The sequence below is a fragment of the uncultured Lamprocystis sp. genome, assembly GCF_903933125.1.
GTDB lineage: Bacteria > Pseudomonadota > Gammaproteobacteria > Chromatiales > Chromatiaceae > Thiodictyon.
The window spans coordinates 1-13,047 of record NZ_CAIZIZ010000570.1 but is presented as its reverse complement, the minus strand read 5'-3'; the positions used below and the strand labels follow the sequence as shown (position 1 = coordinate 13,047).

The window sequence follows — 13,047 nt, the reverse complement described above, 5'->3', positions numbered from 1 at the left end:
GGTGACGGCTGGTGTTTTGGTCGACTTCAGACGATACCGCCGGTCTCCCGCTGCCGCCACCTCCGCAGGAGCCGCCGGCCCTGGTCCAGCCCACCCGTGCACAGCGCCCGGCCTCAGGCAAAAATGGCCAAAGTCGAGACAGATTTCCACAGATGAAGAAAAACCTCGGAGAACTGTGAATGCTTATCGCGGCGACATGACCGAGATGACCACAACAAGCAAGCTCTGCATCACCCGGCATGGCGAAACCAATTGGAATATCTTCGGGATACTCCAGGGCTGGATCGATGTGCCGCTAAACGACAAGGGCCGCATACAGGCGCTGGAACTGGCCCAGGCGATGGCGGACCAGGGATTTTCAGGGGTCTGTACCAGCCCGTTGCGACGGTCGGCGGAGACCGCCGAGATCATTGCGGAAGCCTGGGGTATGCCGCCCCCGACGGCCTATGAGGGTCTGAAGGAGCGCAATTTTGGTCTGATCCAGGGGCAGCCCAAGAGCGAACTGGCCGAGAGTCACCCTGGTCTCTACCAGGAGATCCTGCGGCGCAATCCGGCAGCGCATTTCGACGAAGGCGAGTCCCTCGATCATTTCGCCGACCGGGTGATCGCGGCCTTGCATGAGGTTGCGGAACAGCATGTCGGTGAGCGGGTGCTGATTATCACCCACGGTTGGGTCATGGATGTGATCACGCGCCACCTCAGCGGCCTGCCGCGCACCGCCGTGCTGGATTTGAAGCGCAAGAACGGCGAGTCGATCTGGCTCGAGCTGACGTCCGCCGCGACCTTCGTCGAAAGCGATGCCGGAAACGGCCTGATGGCGGAGCGATAGCATAACGTGTGCTCACTGGTCGGGGTCGCCTGACTGCGCTCCGCGGGAACCGCCCAACCTTCACAGGGTCTCACTGTTTTGGGTCAAGGCTGGCCCCCGGTCTTGCGTCTCACTAGAATGATGATGTTGTCCTTTCAACGGTCCGGAGGATCTGCAATGCGTCCGATGTTTTCCAAGCGTACCGCCGGCTTCACCCTGGTCGAACTGCTGGTGGTGCTCGCCATCCTGGGCCTGCTGGCCGGGCTGGTGGGGCCCCAGGTCATGAAATTTTTGGGGAGTTCCAAGACCAAGACCGCGAAGTTGCAGATCGATGATCTGGTTGCGACCATGGACCTCTACCGGCTGGAGACGGGGCGTTACCCGACCGGCGAAGAAGGGCTTGAGGCCCTGGTGACCAAGCCGGGCAATGCCGCCAATTGGAATGGACCCTACCTCAAGAAGGGGGATGTGCCCAAGGACCCTTGGGGCTTCGAGTATCAGTATCGCTTTCCCGGCGAGCACGGCGGGGTCGACATCTGGACCCTGGGCGCCGACAACCGCGAAGGCGGGGAAGGAGAGAACGCTGACGTCAGGAGTTGGGAGTAAGCGGCAGCCAGTCGCATTGATGCGCGTTTGTCGTTGGTCGGGCGGCACGGCCGCGGGCGCTCGGGGTTTCACGCTCATCGAACTGGTGGTCGTGCTGGCCATTGCGGCCTTGCTCATGACGGTGGTGCCGCCCTTGATCTCAGCGGCCTTGCCCGGAGTGGAGCTCAAGGCCGCCGCGCGGCGCACCGCGGCCACCCTGCGGCTGGCCCGCGAGACCGCCATCCGCACTGGCATGGATACCGTCTTGGTCGTGGATGTGGAAGAGCGGTTGTTGGAACTCCCCGGTTTTCGCACGGTTTCATTGCCGCGCCGGCTGCAGGTCAAGCTCGATGCGGCGCAACGTGAGATGTTGGATGACCAGCGCGGCGCCATCCGGTTCTTTCCGGACGGCAGTTCCACCGGCGGTGTCATACTCCTGGCGCGGGGTGATGCACGGGAAGATTCGGGCTTCCAAGTCGGTGTCAATTGGCTGACCGGCCGGGTGCGCATGGCTGCCGTGGGTGGCGAATGATCCGCGGACGGTCCTGGTCGAAGGGACAGGCCGGCTTCTCGCTGCTGGAGGTGCTGGTCGCCTTTGCCATCCTGGCCGTCTCGCTCGGCGTGCTGATGCAGATCTTCTCCCGTGCCACCCAGACCACCATGACCGCGGCCCAGTACAGCCGCGCCGTCTCGCTCGCCGAAGCGCGGCTCGCCGCGGTCGGGAGCGCGATTCCCCTGGAGGCGGGCGTGACCTCCGGCGACCCTGAGGATGGATTTGCCTGGGAGCTGACCATTATCCCGACCCAACTCACTGCCGAGGAGCCGGGATTGCTTGCCGAAGAGCCCTCGGTGACCCCCTATCGGGTCACGGCGCTCGTCGTATGGCAAGACGGTGCCCGGACCCGGCGCCTGTCGCTGAGCACCCTGCGCCTGGGAGAGCGGGTGGAATAGTGCATTCATTTGCGGATACTGTCCTTCCCGTGGCGGGGCAAGGCGCGAGGTCTGACGCCGGACCGCGCCGTGCCCGCGGTTTCACGCTGGTCGAATTGCTGATTGCCCTGGCGATGGTCAGTCTGATCACCGTCCTGCTGTTTTCCGGACTGCGGCTCGGTTCCCGCTCCTGGGATGCCGTCGATGCCTCCGCTGAGCGCACCGGCGCCTTGCGTCTTGCCCATGGCTTTCTCCTGCGCACACTCACTCAGGCGCGGGCGGCATCCCTGGTGTATGACGGTGCCATGGTTCCGGTGTTCGGTGGTGACGCGGAGCGGCTCGAATACGCGGCCCCATTGTCGGAGCACGTGGGTGTGCCTGGAATCTATGTCTTGCGACTGCAAGTGGAAGGGTCGGGTGATCGTCGCAATCTGGTCCTGACCCGCTGGCTGATCCATCCGGAGGTCCTCGAAGGGACTGATGAGATACCCGCCTGGGAGCCGCTCAAGGAGGACTCGCAGATGAGTCTGAGTTCAATACCACCGGATCAGGATGCGGCCGCCGGCGCCTTCGGGCGCACCCTGCTGTTGGAGAACCTGGCTGGGCTGGCGTTGAGCTATTACGGTGTGACGGAGGGCGAGAGCGATCCCGAGTGGCACGACGAATGGCTGGAGCAAGCGACGCCCCCATCCCTGGTGCGTATCCACCTGACCACGAGCGGACAGACATGGCCGGACTTGATCGTTGCACTGCCCGCCCAGCGCGGCTGAGTCGCACCCGCGGCTCGCGCCGCGGCATCGCTTTGGTGCTGGTCCTCTGGGTTCTGACACTGTTGACCGTCATGGCCGTGGGGATGACCGCCGCGCAGCGCACTGAGACCGCCCTGACTGAGAACCAGATCGCCGACGCCCGTTTCCGCGCCCTGACCGATGCCGCGATCGCCTACACCCTGTTCGACTTTATCAACCCGCCGCCCGCGGCACCTGAGGTCGGTTTGGGTGCCGATGAGACGGCGCCGCCGGTCTGGCTGCCCAATGGTGCGTCCCGGTCCTGGGGGTTCGACGGTACCGCGTTGCGTATCGCGGTGTTCAATGAGCAGTCGCGGATCAACCTGAATCTGGCGCCGACGCCGATCCTCGCCGCCCTGTTGGTTGCGCTCGGGGTGGAGGATGAGGCGGCCGGCGCCATCGGCGATGCCATTGTCGACTGGCGCGACGAGGATGACCTGAAGCAACTGAACGGGGCGGAGGACGCGGATTACGAGGATGACGGACGGGTCGCCGGGGCTAAGGATGCGCCGTTCGTCGCGGTCGAGGAACTGCAGCAGGTGCTGGGGGTGACGCGCGAACTTTACCGGCTGGCGGCCCCGGAGCTGACCGTCGATGCCGAGGGTGAGGAGGTGGATCAGACCTTCGCGTCGGCGGCGGTGCTGGCCGCCCTGCAAGGTATCTCGTTGGATGCGGCGCAACTTCAGGTGCAGGAGCGGGACCAGCCGACGCTTCCGGGCGGCCAGGCGCCGTCCGCCCTCAATCGCGGCGGACCGCTTTATCGCATCCAGGTCAGGGAGCAGGGGGGACAGACGGCCAGCGCCCGGGGCATGGAGGCATTGGTGGAGGTGGCGCCTGGTCAGGTTCCGCCCTATCAGGTCCGTTGGCGACGCTTCGGCCTGATCACTGCCCCGCCGACCCCACTGCCGGTCGAAGAGGGCGGATGACTGGCGTCCGGCGCAGTCCTCGTCTTACACTGCAACTCTCCCGGCGGATGCACGGCAAGGCACGCCGCGCGCAACAGATCCTATCGCGTCCTACCTATGGCACTGATCGACCGTTTGAATCTTTTTGGAAGGGGCGTCCTGCGTCGCCCGTCCGTCGTCGATCTGGGCCTCTCCGGAGAGCCCTTTGTCGCCTGTTTACCGGCGGCCGTGCGGCGTTATCTGGCGCAGCGCGATCGGCGCCTGATCGTCTCACCCGATGGCCCGGTCGCCACACTCGTGCTGGCGACAGGCGAGGCGCAAGCGGGTCTGGGTACGCTGGAGATGACTGGGCGTGACCCGCTGCCCGCGGCCGTTGCCGGGGGCACCCGGGATCAGCGCCGACTCACTGTGCTGATGCTCAAGAGCGCCGCGGTGTTGTCCCGCCGCACGTCGCTGCCGTCGCAGGTCCGGGATAACCTGGTCCAGGTCTTACGCGTTGAGTTGGATCGGCTGTCGCCCTTCACACCGGAGCAGGTCGCATACGATTATCGTATCGTCAGCGGCGGAGCAGGAGACGCGCGGATTGGCGTCGAACTGGTTTTGGCCCGGCGCGATCTGATCGATGGTTGGCTGAAACGGCTGCGTGAGCTCGGGTCGCCGGTCGATCAGGTGACCTGGGAGGGGGCCTGGCCGCGCGCCAATCTCCTGGCGCCCGCGGAGCGTCCACGCCGTCGGCAGCCGCTATTCGATCCCACCAAACTGTTGCTTGTCCTGATCCTGTTGCTGGGTGTCGCGGCGCTGGCGACCCCACTCTGGCAAAAGGGCCAGCGGCTCGAAGTCATCGAGTCGGAAGTGCGTAAGGCGCGAACCCAGGCCGTGCAGGTGGATGAACTGCGCCAGGAACTGGAGCGGGCGAGGCGCGGGAGCACGGAGGTTTTGCGCCAGAAACTGGAACAGCCGCGGATGCTTGCGATGTTGCGTGAGCTAACCGATCGGATTCCGGATGACACCTGGGTGCAGAGTCTGGAGTACCAGAATAGCGAGGTCCAGCTCCGCGGCGAGTCTGGTCAGGCGACGGCGTTAATCGGACTCCTGGAGGACGCCCCGGGGATCGATGGTGTGTCCTTCCGCTCCCCCGTGACCCAGGTGGCGCGTACCGGCAAAGAGCGTTTCAATCTCGCTTTCACTTACAAGCAGAGCGAGCCCGCGCCATGATTGAGGTCGGCAAGGTGAAGCGCTATTGCGTGGTCGTCTGGGGTGTGGCAATTTTGCTGCCGACGTTGCTGACTGCCGTGATCGCGGTACCCTGGCTGGGCCAGGTGCAGCGGCTTGACGAGGGTATCGCCAACGGCGAGGAGCAACTCCAGCGCTACCGGCGACTGATCGCAACCCTGCCGTCGTTGCGGTCTGAACTGGAGAAGGTCAACGACAATCAGGCGTTCAAAGCCTTCTATTTTGATGCGGCGACCGCGGCTCTGGCGGGCGCGGAGTTACAGCGCAAGGTGCAGGATATCATTACCGCCGCCAAGGGGCGGTTGATCAGTACGCAGTTGCTGCCGGAGGAAAAGGAAGAGCAGCCGGCGCGGGTCCGGCTGCGCACCCAGATTCAGGGGTCGACCGAGACGCTGCTCGAGGTCCTCCATCAGGTCGATCAGGCGCGTCCTTTTCTGTTCGTCGACCAGGTCTCGATCCGCTCCTCCGCCCGTCCGGAGCAACCCGAGCAGATGGTCCGCGGTCGCCCGATTCGCCGCCCTCAGGTTGATGAGACGGGTGAGTTGACCATTCGCCTGGACATCTTCGGGTTCGCCCTCGGAGACAAGACGTGATCAGAAGCGTCTTGTTATTGCTGACCATGATCCTCGCGGGTCTGCTGATCATCCAGTGGTGGCAGTGGCCGCCGCCGCTGCCTGCGTTCGACGGTGAACGGTCGGACACCGCGGCGGTGAATGGTCCGGACGACCCGGCGAGCGGTCAGTTGGATCAACTCGCCCTGCCCGATTCCAAGGAGGCGTTCGCCAGCGTGGTCGAGCGTCCCTTGTTCCGACCCCAGCGCAAACCCCCGGACCCGCAGCCCGCGGAGCCCGCACCCGAGGCGGCCTCCGCGGACGCGACCTCGCTGGAAGGGACCGACTTGACCGCGGTCCTGATCTCACCAGGCATCACCATGGCTTGGATCAGGGATCCAAGCGCGCCGGATCTCAAGCGTCTGCGCTTGGGCGATGAACATGCGGGCTGGTCGGTCAAGGGCATCCTGGCCGATCGCGTCGTTCTGGAACGACAAGGAGAGACGAATGAGTTATTATTGCGCGACTTCGTGCAAACTCAAACCCCGCCCCCTGCGGTCCCTGTGCCGGCTGCGCCAAATCCAGCAGCGCGTCAGAATCCGGCGGCACAACGTCCGCCTCGACCATCCCAACGGGTTCCTCAGAACGCTGCGGCACCAGGCGGAGACCAGCGGGGCGTGCCGCCAAGAGCGCCCCAACCGAGACCGAATGTACCTCGACCATCACAACGGCCGCAGTAACAGCCGCCTCCGGCGTACCGGCCTGGCGTTACTCTCCCTCATCCTTTTGATGTTGGGTCTGGCGGGCTGCGAGCGCAGCTATTGGGATCCGACCGTCAGGATCGGCGACACCGAGGGTCACCTGACCAATCGCACCAAGCCGGGAACGACCCCATCAGGGGCGCGCACGACTGGACTGGGCGAAGAGGGCATCGCTTTGGACGCGGACGACGCGGGCACCAAGAAAGCCGTCGACTCGGTCACCCGCGGGACCGGCACCTTCGTCCGGCGAGTCACGGGCCCCACGGTTGACACCAGTCCGGGCGACGTAACCCTGAACTTTGACGGGACCGATATTCGCGAGGTCGTGAAGGTCATTCTCGGCGACCTGCTCCAGGTCAACTACGTCTTGAGCCCGGCGGTGCAGGGGGTCGCCTCGTTGCAGACCGGTCGACCCCTGCGCCGCGACCACCTGATTCCGACCCTGGAGACCCTGCTGCGGATGAACAACGCGGCCATGGTCTACAAGGGCGGAACCTATGAGGTGGTGCCGGTCGCGAATGCGGTTCAAGGCAATCTGGTTCCGCAACTCGGCGAGTCGACCCGTGCGCTCCCCGAGGGATACAGCGTTCAGGTCATCCCCCTGCGGTACATCAGTGCGGACGAAATGAACCGCATCCTCCAGCCGCTGGCCCCGGAGGGTAGTATCGTTCGCGTCGATACGCTGCGTAATCTGCTGGTGGTGGCCGGTACCAGCCCCGAGATGGGCAATCTCATCGATACCATCAAGGTGTTCGATGTCGATTGGATGAGAGGGCTGTCGGTGGGGTTCTTCGTCCTCGAATATGCCAAGGCCAATGAGGTCGTGACGCAGCTCGAAGGGCTGCTCGCCGACGACTCCGGTAATCCGATGAAGGGCCTGTTCCGCTTTATTCCGGTGGAGTCCTCCAATAGTCTGATGGTGATCTCGCCCCAGGAGAGCTACATCCAACAGGCGCGCAACTGGATCGAGCGGCTGGACATGGCGGAGGCGACGGGCAGCGCGGCGCAACGACTCTTCGTCTATCGTGTCAAGCACGGCGACGCCGAGAACCTGGCCAATGTCCTGTCCGAGCTGTTCCAGGGCGAAAGCAGTGAACGTAAGCAATCGGTCGGCGGGGTGGCACCGGGTCTCGGATCATCGAGCATCGGCTCGCGGGCCGTGATTGGCCAGATGGGCAGCAGTCAAACGGGCGGGAGTCAGTTGGGCGGAAGCCAGTCGGGTGGTTTCGGGAATAATAACCGTAACACCGATGGGGGCGGCCTCTCCGGCGGGTCAGGTGGCATCGGCAACCAGCGCCAGGCGACGGCGCGGACCTTCGAGCTGACCTCCGAGGTCAGCGTCGTCGCCGATGCCGTCAACAACTCGATCCTGGTCCGTTCGAGTCCCAGGGACTACAAGAAGATTCTGGACGCGCTCAAACAGCTCGATATCACCCCGCTCCAGGTGCTGGTGGAGGCCACCATTCTTGAGATCAGCTTGAAAGGGGAACTGAGGTACGGTATTTCGTGGAATCTGCTTGCCCACGCCAGTGACGGCTATAAGAGTGACTGGTCGCTGAACGGCGTTCAGACACGTCAGGCGACCACCACCACCGCCACCGATGGTACCACTACCGGCACGGTCGCTGACGCCGTCACCGACACCGCCACGACCGCGCTCCGGCGGACCTTTCCCGGCTTCAACTGGACCATTGTCGCCAATCCAACGCGAATCATTGCCAATCTCAGTGCACTGGCCGGTCAGAATCTGGTCAATGTTCTGTCCTCGCCGTCGGTGATGGTCATGGATAACCAGACCGCCAAGATCCAGGTCGGTCAACAGGTGCCGGTCGAGACCAGCCAGCAGCAGTATACGACAGGCTCGGGAGCACCCATTGTCAACCAAATCGATTACAAGGATACGGGCGTCATTCTCGAGGTCAAACCACGCGTGACTCCGGGCGGCATGGTACAGATGGAAATCGACCAGGAAGTGACTTCGGTCGCCACCACCACCAGTTCGAACCTGAACTCACCGACCTTTTCGACCCGCAAGATCACCAGTTCAGTCGCCGTGCGTTCGAACCAGGCCGTGGTGCTGGGCGGCCTGATCCAGGATAAGCGGGAGGACGGAAAGAACGGCATCCCCGGGCTCTTCGATCTGCCCTATGCGGGTGCCCTGTTCGGAGAGCGTGCCAAGAACGCGGACCGTACCGAGTTAGTCGTGATCCTGATGCCCAAGGTCATCTCCAGTGACCAGGATGTCGAGGCGGTCAACGCTGATTTCCGGGGCCGGCTGCGGGGGTTGGAGTTCAAGTTTTAGGCGATTGCCGGAGCTTTCGGGGCAGTCGGGGTTTTGCAACGATCGTCACTTGACGCTGTCCGCGGGGCCGCATGGGACTCACGACCGCCCTCGCATTCGACCAGCACTTTGTTCAGGTCGGTTTCATTATCCGACGTAACAGGTCGGGGATCAGCGACGCCGGCTGGAAGCCGGCGCTCAGGGGGCGGTCCCCGCGGCTATTTGGCAAAAATCTCGGCGAAGAACGCCTGCATGCGTTGCCAGGACCGCGCATCGGCCTGGGCATTGTAGCTGAGGTTCTCCATCCCGTAGGCGGCGGCGTCCGGGTTGGTGAATCCGTGACGCGCGCCGCCGTAGATGTCCATCTCCCAGTTGGCCCCGGCGGCCTCCAGCTTGTTCTTGAAGTTGGCCACCACCTCGGGGGCGACGAAGCTGTCGGTCTGACCATGTGCCACGAGGATTTTCGGTCGGATCTTGCCGGCGGCCTCCGCCGGTGCGGCGGGCAGCGAGCCGTGGAAGCTCACCACGCCGTCCAGATCGGCACCGCCATAGGCCATCTGCATCACCGTGCCGCCGCCGAAGCAATAGCCGATGGCGGCCAGCCTGTCCGTATCCGCCAGTTCGCTTCCCTTGAGCTGGGCGAGACCGGCGGCGGCCCGCTGGCGCCAGGACTCGGGGTCCACGGTGACCTCCTGCATCCACTCCTTGGCCTGGGACGGCTGGTCGGTGACCCTGCCGTCGCCGTACATGTCGGCGGCGAATGCGACATAGCCGAGCTCGGCGAGCAGGTGGGCGCGCTTCTTCGCATAGTCGTTTAGCCCCCACCACTCATGGATGACCAGGACACCGGGCCGCTTGCCGCTCACCGCGTCGTCCCAGTAGAGATGACCGGTCAGCTTGGCGCCGTCGTCCTCGTAGGCGATGGTCTTGGTCTGGACCTCGGCCTGGACGGCGGTGGCGGCGAGCAGCAGCGAGAGACAGAGTGGTTTGCGCATGGGTTTCGAGCTCCGATGGATGACGTTGCAGTTGGATTTGCGGTGACGCGGCAGCGGGCAGCACGGCCCCCGCAAACGATGGGGCAAGGGCGAGGCGGTTGCAATCGTTCGCTGTTGTGCGAACGTCGAAAGGGGCAGACCTGATCGAAGCCTATGAGGATGCCCCGGCTTGGGGTATCGCCGCCAGGGCGGCGCGACTTCAGGGGCGGTTCAGTCGGGAGGGTTCGTCGCTTGAGTATGGCATGGCGACTTTCGCCCCTCGGCTCGTCCCTACTCGGTTGGCTGATCATTCTTGCACGGTACTGCATCGGCCTGCCCTCGCTCCCAACAGGTGCCGTTGGATGACGGCGCGGGATGGGGAGTCCCCTGGTCGTCGAGGCGTGCGACGAAGGTCCGCCAGCGGCGCACGCCCTGGCGATCCACTTCCAGGCGCAACAGCCAGCCGGTGTTGTTGATGGTCGCGCTGAAGCCGTTGAAAATGAAGTTGCCCAGACTGTAGATGATGGGTCTGTCGCGATACTGATCGGTGTCCTGGATGACATGCGGGTGGCCGCCGACCACGGCATCGGCCCCGGCGTCGATCATCAGGCGGGCCAATTGCCGCTGGCGGGGACTGGCCGTTGTTTCGTGCTCCCAACCCCAATGCATGACCGGAATCACGAGATCGGCGTGATAGTGATCGCGCACCCTGGCGATATCGTATTGAACCTGCGCATCCTCGCTCCAAGCGACCCCCGCTTGGTCGTAGTCGGCCTCGAAACTGCGCGGTAAGAACTCGTTGTAACCAAGCAGGGCAATCCGCAGTCCGTGACGCTCGATGATCAGTGGTCGATGGGCTTGGGCCAGCGTGGCGCCGCCGCCGAAATAGCCGATGCCGTGCTGCTCCAGGAGGGTGAGCATCTCGCCAAAGGCGCTCGGTCCAAAGTCGCCGGAATGATTGTTCGCCAGGGTCACCGCATCGAGATGTTGCTTGAGCGGCACCAAGGTGCGCGGATGGGCGCGGAAGGTATAGGGTTTGCCGGGCTCAGCCTCGCCGCCGACGGCAACCACGCATTCCAGGTTGCCGATGCGAATGTCCGCGCCATCCAGGATGGAGGCAAAGGGCGCGAATGGATCGCGACCGCGCGCGATCTCCGCTCCGGGCGTCTCGTCGAGCATGATGTCGCCGACGAAGGCCAGTGTCACGGTTGGCCCGGCCGGCGCCGTTTCCGCCATGGCAACCGTTGCCCCGATGCAGGCACAGCCGAGCGCGGCAGTCAGGCGGGCACAATAGCGATGCATCATGGATTCGCCTCAAAGAGCGCACAACCATACTGGAACTCGCGCTCGCGGCCGGGTGCATACAGGGAGTGCCGCCCCGTCAGCGCAGCGCCGGAAGACTCAGGCTGCACCCGTGGCGCCAGGTAATTTGCTTCGTGGAGCAACACCCAGCGCCGCGCGGTTTGATAGTAGGTGTAGAGCTTGATGTATTGAATCAGTTGCGCGTTACCAATGACGACGGCTTTGAAGCGAAACCGGCCATTGATGTCGATCGCTTCGACACTGTACGGATCGGTCACCGGACCGACCTCGATCACTTGGGATGTCCCGCCCTGATCGAGCGTGCAGCGCAGGCGCGGGCCGGCCGCGGTCGGGAAGGCCCAGACGGCAAGGAGACTCAACATGACTGGAACGCGCATGGGCAATACCCCGGTATGGGCTAAGGAAGTGTTCACTATACTCAACTCGGCCTTGCTCACAATCCCAGCCATCGCACCTACAGTAAGTCCTCTGGTTCACCCAGCAAGCTTTACCAATCAAAACCTTGCCAAATGGTCCGCAGTGCGGACCGGACGCCGCTGCCCGGAGCGACGACCAAGGTTGTGGCGCGAGCGTTCGACGGAATTCAGTCTAGTCCATTATTATTATGCGTTGCACCGCATAAAGGGCTTCATGCGGGTGCGGCATTTCGGCTTCCTGGCGAACCGCTGCCGGACGCGCTGTCTGGCGCTGATCCGCACGGCCCTTGCCGCCCCGGCACCGGAACCTGCCGAAGCATCGGCGGTCACCGCACCGTTTGACGGCTATCCGTGTCCCACCCGCCGAACGGGACGGCTGCATGTGACCTGGCATCTGGCCCCGCGGCGGCGTGGTCAGCGGGTGATGAACGCGCCTGCCCCAGCCTAAGCACCCCGGCTCACCCGTCACGCTGGACAGGCCGCATGCGGCCTGCGACCGCGCTCGCCCCCACGCTGGAAAATGGTCTACAATCGCCTCAAAATCTCCCACGTATCAGCCCCGCGGCCCCCTCGGATGCCCGCTTTGTGCCGCGCCGAGCGTTGCCCACATGCAGAGAGACCGCCCGACACCGGTCGGCGACCCTGGGCTCAGGGATACAATTCCCTATCTCTAAAGAAGACCGTGCCCGCAGCGGGCACCGTGCCAGGATCGGATTAGTCCAACAAACGCTTAGTCGTTGCGAATAAACCCAATAGCCTCGTCACTGCTTTCTGAGAAAAACAATGGATAAGATCAAAATTATTGGCGGAGATTATCCCTCAGGTGATTGCTACGCAAGCATAGCCCCCGGGACGGGGCTTGTGATCCTCTCGTCAACCAACGGAGGCTCCTATTCCATGCATTTGAAAAGCATCGAACAGTTGACAGTGGAGAAAATCAAGAATCTCTCAGGAACGGCCGCCTGGGGTATTGCGGGTGCTGCGCTACTCGGGCCGCTCGGGGCGATTGGCGGCATGTTGATCGGAGGCAATAAGACAGAAGTGTCTTTTCTTTGCGTCACTCAAGACGAGAAACAATTTATTGGCGCGACCGATCCCAAAGTCTATCAAAAGCTGGTCGCAGCATCTCTCTCTAAGAGCAGCAACCTCACAGTAGGCGAAATGATCGCCAAAGGAATGCTTCAGGGTCCAGGATCTGCGTGATCGAGGTTTCGGGGTCAGGTCTTGGATCGAGGTTTCGGGGTCAGATCGAGGTTTCGGGGTCCAGTTTCGGGGTCAGGTCCAGTTTCGGGGTCAAGGTCCAGTTTCGGGGTCAGGTCTAGGTCCAGTTTCGGGGTCAGGTCTTGCAATCACGCATGTGTGATTGCGAGACCCGACAGCACTCTGCGAGACGCGGTAGCGTCGCCAATTCCTGGTTCCGCAGAAAGCCCTGTCGAGTACGCGACGCGGAACGCGCGTCGGTTGGTTCCGCGCGGAATGCGGTCCGCGCAGC

General features: G+C 63.6%; 14 protein-coding genes. 11 read left to right on the top strand and 3 right to left on the bottom strand.

Going from position 1 to position 13,047, the window contains the following annotated elements; genetic code table 11:
- Positions 1–175 precede the first annotated feature (175 nt).
- The 10 genes from QZY03_RS30920 to gspD all read left to right on the top strand — a co-directional run bounded on the left by QZY03_RS30920 (position 176) and on the right by gspD (position 8,863).
- The gene (locus QZY03_RS30920) at positions 176–829 is read left to right on the top strand and encodes a histidine phosphatase family protein (protein ID WP_295588063.1); all 654 of its coding nucleotides are present in this window, start codon (positions 176–178) and stop codon (positions 827–829) included.
- Between the two features lie 156 nt (positions 830–985).
- Positions 986–1,414, top strand: a complete 429-nt coding sequence (gene gspG / locus QZY03_RS30915; RefSeq protein ID WP_295588062.1) for a type II secretion system major pseudopilin GspG — start codon at positions 986–988, stop codon at positions 1,412–1,414.
- Between the two features lie 19 nt (positions 1,415–1,433).
- Positions 1,434–1,925 carry a GspH/FimT family pseudopilin gene (locus QZY03_RS30910; protein ID WP_295588061.1) on the top strand — a complete coding sequence of 164 codons (492 nt, stop codon included), beginning with the start codon at positions 1,434–1,436 and terminating at the stop codon, positions 1,923–1,925.
- Entirely contained in the window at positions 1,922–2,344 is a 423-nt protein-coding gene (locus QZY03_RS30905; RefSeq protein ID WP_295588060.1) for a prepilin-type N-terminal cleavage/methylation domain-containing protein, read from the top strand. The genes QZY03_RS30910 and QZY03_RS30905 overlap by 4 nt, the downstream gene beginning before the upstream one ends.
- 29 nt (positions 2,345–2,373) lie before the next feature.
- Positions 2,374–3,093 (top strand): prepilin-type N-terminal cleavage/methylation domain-containing protein, encoded by a 720-nt coding sequence (locus QZY03_RS30900; RefSeq protein ID WP_295588059.1) that lies wholly within the window; start codon positions 2,374–2,376, stop codon positions 3,091–3,093.
- On the top strand, positions 3,051–4,037 hold the full coding sequence (locus QZY03_RS30895) for a general secretion pathway protein GspK (RefSeq protein WP_295588058.1): 987 nt from the start codon (positions 3,051–3,053) through the stop codon (positions 4,035–4,037). Before QZY03_RS30900 ends, QZY03_RS30895 begins: the two co-directional genes overlap by 43 nt.
- Before the next feature lie 96 nt (positions 4,038–4,133).
- Positions 4,134–5,231: a PilN domain-containing protein gene (locus QZY03_RS30890; protein WP_295588057.1), complete on the top strand. Its 1,098-nt coding sequence runs from the start codon at positions 4,134–4,136 to the stop codon at positions 5,229–5,231.
- Positions 5,228–5,842, top strand: coding sequence for a type II secretion system protein GspM (gspM, locus tag QZY03_RS30885; protein ID WP_295588056.1), 615 nt, complete (start codon positions 5,228–5,230; stop codon positions 5,840–5,842). Before QZY03_RS30890 ends, gspM begins: the two co-directional genes overlap by 4 nt.
- The gene (locus QZY03_RS30880; RefSeq protein ID WP_295588055.1) at positions 5,839–6,540 is read left to right on the top strand and encodes a type II secretion system protein N; all 702 of its coding nucleotides are present in this window, start codon (positions 5,839–5,841) and stop codon (positions 6,538–6,540) included. The genes gspM and QZY03_RS30880 overlap by 4 nt, the downstream gene beginning before the upstream one ends.
- Positions 6,509–8,863, top strand: a complete 2,355-nt coding sequence (gspD, locus tag QZY03_RS30875; RefSeq protein ID WP_295588054.1) for a type II secretion system secretin GspD — start codon at positions 6,509–6,511, stop codon at positions 8,861–8,863. The genes QZY03_RS30880 and gspD overlap by 32 nt, the downstream gene beginning before the upstream one ends.
- Before the next feature lie 197 nt (positions 8,864–9,060).
- Here the strand turns inward: gspD and QZY03_RS30870 are convergent, their stop codons facing one another.
- The 3 genes from QZY03_RS30870 to QZY03_RS30860 all read right to left on the bottom strand — a co-directional run bounded on the left by QZY03_RS30870 (position 9,061) and on the right by QZY03_RS30860 (position 11,516).
- Positions 9,061–9,837 (bottom strand): dienelactone hydrolase family protein, encoded by a 777-nt coding sequence (locus QZY03_RS30870; RefSeq protein ID WP_295588052.1) that lies wholly within the window; start codon positions 9,835–9,837, stop codon positions 9,061–9,063.
- 270 nt (positions 9,838–10,107) lie between these two features.
- A complete protein-coding gene (locus tag QZY03_RS30865; protein ID WP_295588050.1) occupies positions 10,108–11,121 on the bottom strand; it encodes a CapA family protein in 1,014 nt (337 codons plus the stop codon).
- Positions 11,118–11,516 carry a hypothetical protein gene (locus QZY03_RS30860; protein ID WP_295588048.1) on the bottom strand — a complete coding sequence of 133 codons (399 nt, stop codon included), beginning with the start codon at positions 11,514–11,516 and terminating at the stop codon, positions 11,118–11,120. The genes QZY03_RS30865 and QZY03_RS30860 overlap by 4 nt, the downstream gene beginning before the upstream one ends.
- An 822-nt stretch (positions 11,517–12,338) precedes the next feature.
- On the opposite strand from QZY03_RS30860, the gene QZY03_RS30855 reads away from it, so the two are divergent.
- Entirely contained in the window at positions 12,339–12,758 is a 420-nt protein-coding gene (locus QZY03_RS30855; RefSeq protein ID WP_295588046.1) for a hypothetical protein, read from the top strand.
- Positions 12,759–13,047 lie beyond the last annotated feature (289 nt).

Coding starts and splice junctions, on each gene's coding strand:
- gspG (WP_295588062.1), top strand. CDS start 986: ATGCGTCCGATGTTTTCCAAGCGTACCGCCGGCTTCACCCTGGTCGAA.
- QZY03_RS30910 (WP_295588061.1), top strand. CDS start 1,434: ATGCGCGTTTGTCGTTGGTCGGGCGGCACGGCCGCGGGCGCTCGGGGT.
- QZY03_RS30905 (WP_295588060.1), top strand. CDS start 1,922: ATGATCCGCGGACGGTCCTGGTCGAAGGGACAGGCCGGCTTCTCGCTG.
- QZY03_RS30895 (WP_295588058.1), top strand. CDS start 3,051: ATGGCCGGACTTGATCGTTGCACTGCCCGCCCAGCGCGGCTGAGTCGC.
- QZY03_RS30890 (WP_295588057.1), top strand. CDS start 4,134: ATGGCACTGATCGACCGTTTGAATCTTTTTGGAAGGGGCGTCCTGCGT.
- gspM (WP_295588056.1), top strand. CDS start 5,228: ATGATTGAGGTCGGCAAGGTGAAGCGCTATTGCGTGGTCGTCTGGGGT.
- gspD (WP_295588054.1), top strand. CDS start 6,509: ATGTACCTCGACCATCACAACGGCCGCAGTAACAGCCGCCTCCGGCGT.
- QZY03_RS30870 (WP_295588052.1), bottom strand. CDS start 9,837: ATGCGCAAACCACTCTGTCTCTCGCTGCTGCTCGCCGCCACCGCCGTC.
- QZY03_RS30865 (WP_295588050.1), bottom strand. CDS start 11,121: ATGATGCATCGCTATTGTGCCCGCCTGACTGCCGCGCTCGGCTGTGCC.
- QZY03_RS30860 (WP_295588048.1), bottom strand. CDS start 11,516: ATGCGCGTTCCAGTCATGTTGAGTCTCCTTGCCGTCTGGGCCTTCCCG.
- QZY03_RS30855 (WP_295588046.1), top strand. CDS start 12,339: ATGGATAAGATCAAAATTATTGGCGGAGATTATCCCTCAGGTGATTGC.